Consider the following 6000-nt stretch of genomic DNA (forward strand, 5'->3'; position numbering starts at 1 on the left):
TATGCCAATGAATAACTAATCTACCCATGTTTATGCTGTTTTTATTTTTTGACTGCCCGAATAGCCAACTCAAGTGACTTTCTCAGTAGTTACCTCATTATCATTTCTTTCCCAAGCAGGAAAACCATGCAAACCACTAAAAATAGCCTCTCGGCGCCGTCAGATATTGCCATGATGCCTATGGGGGGCAGGGCGCGTGTTCGTTGGAGTGGTAGCACCTTTCTGGCTTTATTGTTACACGGCGGCCTGCTCGGTTGGCTGGCTTATCATTATATTGCTGCAGATTCGGTTACCGCCGCGCCGCCACCGGCGTTGATGCTAGTTTTTGCAGATAAAATGGAATCCGTCTCCGCGCCAAATGATGTCCCTATGGGGCCGCCCAAAGTGCTATCTGCACCGGAATCCAGCGTGAAATCAGAAACGGAACGACAGGAAAGCGTGCAGCCAGCAGTGCCCGAAGCGATAAAACCCACAATATTGGCAGTGAAAAAGAAGGTCAGCGAAAAACCGAAACCGGTAAGTCAGCGGCGTGAAACACAAAACGATAATGCGCCATCTCAGGACTCATTACCCAATACTCTGCCACCAGTTGAAGCAACCAGCGAGCCACCTAGCACAACAGGGCAACGTATCGCCGCACCTTACACCAGTGACAGTTTTGCGCAAACCCAAGGCATGCCTGACTGGAGTGGCCTGATAATGGGACACCTCAGCCGCCATAAACGTTACCCACCCATTGCAGTGCGCCAGAATCGGCAGGGTGTGGTGTTGGTTCACGTTACGCTGGATAAAGCAGGGTTGGTTTTAGCGACTCGCTTAATGAAAAGTAGCGGCGTTGATTCGTTGGATAATGAAGCGTTGGCTCTGCCTAAGCGTGCGCAACCTCTACCACCAGCACCAGAGGAAATAATGGCTAATCGTACAGAAATCAGCATTACTCTTCCTGTTCGTTTTGACTTACGCGAACTGCGGGATTAACGCTAAGACAAAATTCATAAAAATGGCTCATATTCATATGGGCCATTTCAGTTCTAATAATGAATTAATGCGTGGTTAACCAGCCAAGATGTTGATAGAAAAATGTCATCAGTAACATAAATGAAAATAGAATATTCAGGCTTAATGCTAGCGTCATTTTTCTTGTAATACGATGCTGTTGGCTAATTTGTTTATCCAAAGCCAGATTACTTAATTCCAACTGACGGTTTAACTGACTAAATCGTATTTCTAACGCTTCAGCCATCTTTGTATTGTAATTTTGAGTATCACACTGGTTTTGTTGGGCAAATTCAATTAGCGATTTTTGTACTTTATCCTGATAGGATTGTAATTGCTGGTTATATTCTCTATGATGTTGAAAAATATGACTTTCCATGTCTTGCCACAGCGCGTGAATACGCAATCGGTGCTGCTCATTTTGTTCTTGAATCTGTTGTGTCTGAGCATCAGATAACTGGTAAAGGTCACTCAGTGAATCACTGATCGATTTCTGCCACGTCAAATAGCCAGAATCCTTGTTCTCGATTTTTTTTGTTATCAGCACGTTATTTTCTTTGCTATTCCTGTTTTGCGTTGATAATTGCGCATAAACAGAATAAGGCACTATCTTCTCCGATCTGGGCGGTAGTTCTATCGTTGAGGGTAACACCTGTTCCATTTTATGGCCTGCTCAGGTCGAATAAAAAACGAGCGCCTAAGACGACGCCATGTAAGCTACACTATAACTTATCGGTATTTTTTCGAATCTCTTTAGCGTAAATAATCGGATATCGATAATAAATTTCATCAAAGACGAGATAAGCATTTATCAGCGCGTTAGGCTAGGCAACACCAAATTATACGCGCGTCTACCTGCCTAGCTTTGAGAACATTTTTCGTTGTTCTAATAGTATGAAAATTATCCCATCGGAATTATTGGATGGGAGAAATCATATTCTTATTTACCCCGATAATTTCTGACTGCACTAAATATTCATTTGTAAGTTACAAACGCTAAGTTACTTTTTAATTGAACAAGACAATTAAATAATATTATCGGAATCGTTGGGGTAGGCTGTTAACTCCCCAGGCAAATGATAAGGACTCTATATTTAGAAGTAATAATGAAAACTGATTTATTTGATTGTCAGGAAATGCACTAATAATCAATTTAATCTAATTCTATTCAATGTTATGCAATTTACTTTATGTCACGAAATTAACTGGTAACAGATAATAATGCTCAGATGTATATCTGTAAATGGGAAAAGGCAGATATTTACCAAAAGCGATTATTCTGTGAAAACAACCGTCAATTAGATAAGGTGTTAAAAATGGAAAAAACAACGACTAACAAAAAATATGTTATTACATTTAATAATAACGATTTTCCAAGCGATCTCGATGGGGAGCTTTCCGCCTCTATTCTTTTTGTACAGAACAGTGTAATTCCGGCTGGAAAACATATTAGCGATGATATTCAGCCGCATTTAGCTTCTCATAGAAAAACCATGGTCTTGTTTAAATCAAAACAAGAGATTGACGAAGCTACTCCTGTCATTTTGACTCTTAAAGATGCAGAAAATCAAGTGGTTGGCACTTACACCATGCGACCGCCAAAGGAATTGACGCAGCTGGTTGAGCAGATTAAAGACTTCAATGGCAGTGAAGATGACTTTATTGAACCGGTTGTGTATGACAAATCCATTTCTGGTCAGACAGAACTGAATAAACTAAAAGATGATACGCAAGGTAATCAGATTAAATCTATTCTTTCTACCCATAACAGTCTGAAGATCAGTACTCGAGACGGTGGTTGGATTAAAGATTTTTATATGCCAGCTGCGGATGAACTGGATGGCAAATTAGTCACTTTATCCTCAAACGCCGGATATAATTCATTTATCCACTACTCAGGAAAAAAAATTACGTTGTACCGTGGTCTGACCGTCGTACTGCGTAATTATAAAGGTTCCTGGTACAGTCTGGATGACGTGAAATATAGCCAGATTTCTTTTGGTGAAGGCTTCTGGTCGATCATTATTCCGTTTGAAAAAGTCGTTCCGGGTATTCAGCTTGATTTCGAGCATAACGGAAAACACGGTCAACTTGGTCATATCCAGGTTGGGGCACCGAACGAGTTAATTATCCACACCATTGATTTAGGTATGCTAACGCCGTATCGCAACGCATTCGAATTCCAGAAAAAAAATGAATATCATCGCCAGTATTTTCAACAGGTTCCATTGAGCCGACTGATCGTTTCACAGTACGAACCGCAATATTTCAAAGAAGTGATGCTGCCGGAAGGTGTACTGCTAACCGATTACGATCCAAGTACCGGTGGCGTTTATGAGGGTACAATGCGGCAGCGTATTGGTAAGGAACTGATTTCCATCGGTATTGATAATGCCAACTACGGTATCAACTCCTCACAAGGTAAAGGGGAAAAAGGTCATCCGTACAGTACCGCACAGCTAACTGCGCATAATTCCATTGGTAAGTACGTCAATGGAATTATCGTACATGGTTTATCCGGTGGTGGTGGTATTGTGACGTTGCAAAGCAGTATTGGGAATGAGTTCAGCCATGAAGTTGGCCATAACTACGGTTTAGGACATTATCCAAACGGATATGCGGGTTCTGTTCATCAGGCTCCGGATAAGCCCAACTCTTGCTGGGGCTGGGATAGCGATAACGATCAGTTCATTCCTAACTTTGAAAAATCTATCAGCAATAAACCCACCTGCCAGGACGAGCAATGCGCCGAACCTTTTGCCGGGCACAGTTTGGGTCGCGATGCAATGGCGAGTGGTTCGGCAATGTATATGCAAAGTAATGCTTTTACCTTGCATACACCTTATTCTTTATCGAAAATTCAAACTTTTCTGGAAAATAAAGCCGTATTTGATCGCCATTCGCCTACCGGTTTTAATAAGTGGAATGCGACGACTCAAACTATGGAACCTTGGGAAAATCGGGTGGAAACCAAGTCAAATAAAGATGCCGCGCCTTCAGACGTTACCCTAGCATCAATGACGGCATTACTTGAACGTCATGATCTGATTACCGTGTCGTTTAAAAATAAGAATTTTGCCAAGGATATTTATATTCCTAATGCTACAGAGGAGAACAAAGGCAAAGCAGTACGAGTTCAAAACTTAACTAACTCTCATTCTCTGCTTCATGTGAATAACCAGCTCTATACCATTGCCTATAACCACAACTCCGTTTATTTATCTAATGGTAAAACTTGGTTGGAAGTTGCCGAATACTCACTGAGTGAAGCTAAACGTCCATATAAACAAGGCGTCGCGGTTACCACATTGGTGGGTTATTACGATCCTCAGGGGGCATTGAGCAGCTATATCTTCCCTGCATTACATGGTTCTTTCGGTATGGTTTATCAAGGAGACGGTGACAGAGCCAATATTTGTTATCTTGAAGTACAATTCGAAGGTGGGGCCGTTCAGCAATTCAAACTCTCTGCTAATCGCATTGATGCCACTTGTATGAATAAATTCCACATTAACGTAGAGGAAGGTTTGAACCCAATCAAAGCCTCTGTCTTCGTCGGCGGCGCGGAGGTATCGTCCATTGATATCGCTAAACCCACATCTAACCTGGAATTCAGCGTCAATGGGGTGGCATTGTCATAAGCGTTTGATGCCATTTGGGATAGAAGAATGCCTGATGGGAGGAGGGGCGAATCTATAGAAGTAAAGCGCATTACCGAATGACTATTGATTACTGCTTGAATGGATAGCAGCGCGGGCAGGACGGAATCTTGCTGCCCGCGAATTTTCCGCTACAGAGGGGGTTGAAGCCCAACCGTACGTTAAGTATATGTTTTGAGCGCTCTGGGCGGCTAATGAAAACAAGGGCGTTGTTTACGCTTTTCATTGCTGTCATTCAGTACTTCTGGTGTTAATGGAGAGCATAAAATTGTGTGGTGCATATGGCGTGTTTGGTCAGGTGACCCGCCAGACCGATGCGATGTGGCGCAACCTCATCAAACCGCTGGGGCAATTCCGCCAACCGCTGCGTTATGCCGGGCAATATCTGGATGAAGAAACCGGGTTACACTACAATACTCATCGGTATTATGCACCTGAAGTCGGTCGGTTCACGACGCCGGATCCGATTGGTTTGTCGGGGGGACTGAATCTTTACCAGTATGCGCCGAATCCGCTGAGTTGGATCGATCCACTGGGGTTAATGGTTCTGTATCGGGGAATGAGTCTTGCCGAATATACTGAATTGATTAAAGATGGAACCTGGAAGGCGGGTCAAGGTACGATGGAGGGGAAATGGTTTGCCGAGTCGTATAAAGATGCTGCTACATGGGGTGAAAAAATGGGGCACGGTGGCGATACATTTAGAATTGTGCAAATAGACGTTCCTGATGATATCGCAAGTAAAATGCATTTAGATCCTCATTTGGACGGTATTGGCCCAGCGAGATATGCTCAATTGGAAGATCTAAATACCCCAAGAACAAAGATTTCGTGGAGTAAAAAAGTTACTTCAGGAAGATGTTAACTCAGTAGGAGGAAATAATGCATAATGTGAAAGTTGAATGGCTATCTTTTGACGAAGGCGGTAGGGAAACTGTTCCCCCTAAGGGAAAATATTTTTCAGTAGCAAGATTCGCTGAAGATATTAACTGGCAGAATAATGCATGGAGTGTTGTTTTTGAACTTGAATCACCAATATATGAAAATGGGAAAGATATAAGTTTAGGGAGAGTTGCTTTTTTAGTCGATAGTGCCCCTCAAGAGCGAATGCTAAACCATTCATCTTTTGATATTTATGAAGGGCCTAAAAAAGTAGCGAATGTTTATTTACGATCGAGCTAACTAGCTATATCTAATTAAATACCTCAGATCCGTCCGTACTTGGGGCTCGCGGCCATTTCCTCCAAAAGTCTCACCTATGACATTGTAAGTATCCCAGCTTTAGTTCCACACACTTTTTGAGATTTCCGGTTTCTCAGCCATCAGCCGATATTCTTCCGGCGTC

4 protein-coding genes and 1 pseudogene are annotated in these 6000 nt (G+C 42.5%); 4 read left to right on the forward strand and 1 reads right to left on the reverse strand.

Going from position 1 to position 6000, the window contains the following annotated elements; genetic code table 11:
• The first annotated feature begins 126 nt into the window (after positions 1 to 126).
• Positions 127 to 978: an energy transducer TonB gene (locus AD970_RS14220; protein ID WP_049600323.1), complete on the forward strand. Its 852-nt coding sequence runs from the start codon at positions 127 to 129 to the stop codon at positions 976 to 978.
• A 64-nt stretch (positions 979 to 1042) separates the two neighbouring features.
• Here the strand turns inward: AD970_RS14220 and AD970_RS14225 are convergent, their stop codons facing one another.
• Positions 1043 to 1657 carry a hypothetical protein gene (locus AD970_RS14225; RefSeq protein WP_157045532.1) on the reverse strand — a complete coding sequence of 205 codons (615 nt, stop codon included), beginning with the start codon at positions 1655 to 1657 and terminating at the stop codon, positions 1043 to 1045.
• Positions 1658 to 2312: 655 nt separating this feature from the next.
• Here AD970_RS14225 and AD970_RS14230 point away from each other — a divergent pair.
• From AD970_RS14230 to AD970_RS14240, 3 genes and pseudogenes are all read left to right on the forward strand, one after another.
• Positions 2313 to 4637 (forward strand): M66 family metalloprotease, encoded by a 2325-nt coding sequence (locus AD970_RS14230; protein WP_162199328.1) that lies wholly within the window; start codon positions 2313 to 2315, stop codon positions 4635 to 4637.
• 292 nt (positions 4638 to 4929) lie between these two features.
• Positions 4930 to 5196 (forward strand): annotated as a pseudogene (locus AD970_RS20590) (RHS repeat-associated core domain-containing protein); the annotation flags it as partial.
• 341 nt (positions 5197 to 5537) lie between these two features.
• Complete coding sequence (locus tag AD970_RS14240) at positions 5538 to 5837, forward strand: hypothetical protein (RefSeq protein WP_049600329.1); 300 nt, start codon at positions 5538 to 5540, stop codon at positions 5835 to 5837.
• Positions 5838 to 6000: the final 163 nt, after the last annotated feature.

This window comes from Yersinia nurmii (assembly GCF_001112925.1).
Classification (GTDB): domain Bacteria; phylum Pseudomonadota; class Gammaproteobacteria; order Enterobacterales; family Enterobacteriaceae; genus Yersinia; species Yersinia nurmii.

Excerpts from the sequence above, each read along its gene's own strand:
- AD970_RS14220 (WP_049600323.1), top strand. The coding sequence starts at position 127 with ATGCAAACCACTAAAAATAGCCTCTCGGCGCCGTCAGATATTGCCATG.
- AD970_RS14225 (WP_157045532.1), bottom strand. The coding sequence starts at position 1,657 with ATGGAACAGGTGTTACCCTCAACGATAGAACTACCGCCCAGATCGGAG.
- AD970_RS14230 (WP_162199328.1), top strand. The coding sequence starts at position 2,313 with ATGGAAAAAACAACGACTAACAAAAAATATGTTATTACATTTAATAAT.
- AD970_RS14240 (WP_049600329.1), top strand. The coding sequence starts at position 5,538 with ATGCATAATGTGAAAGTTGAATGGCTATCTTTTGACGAAGGCGGTAGG.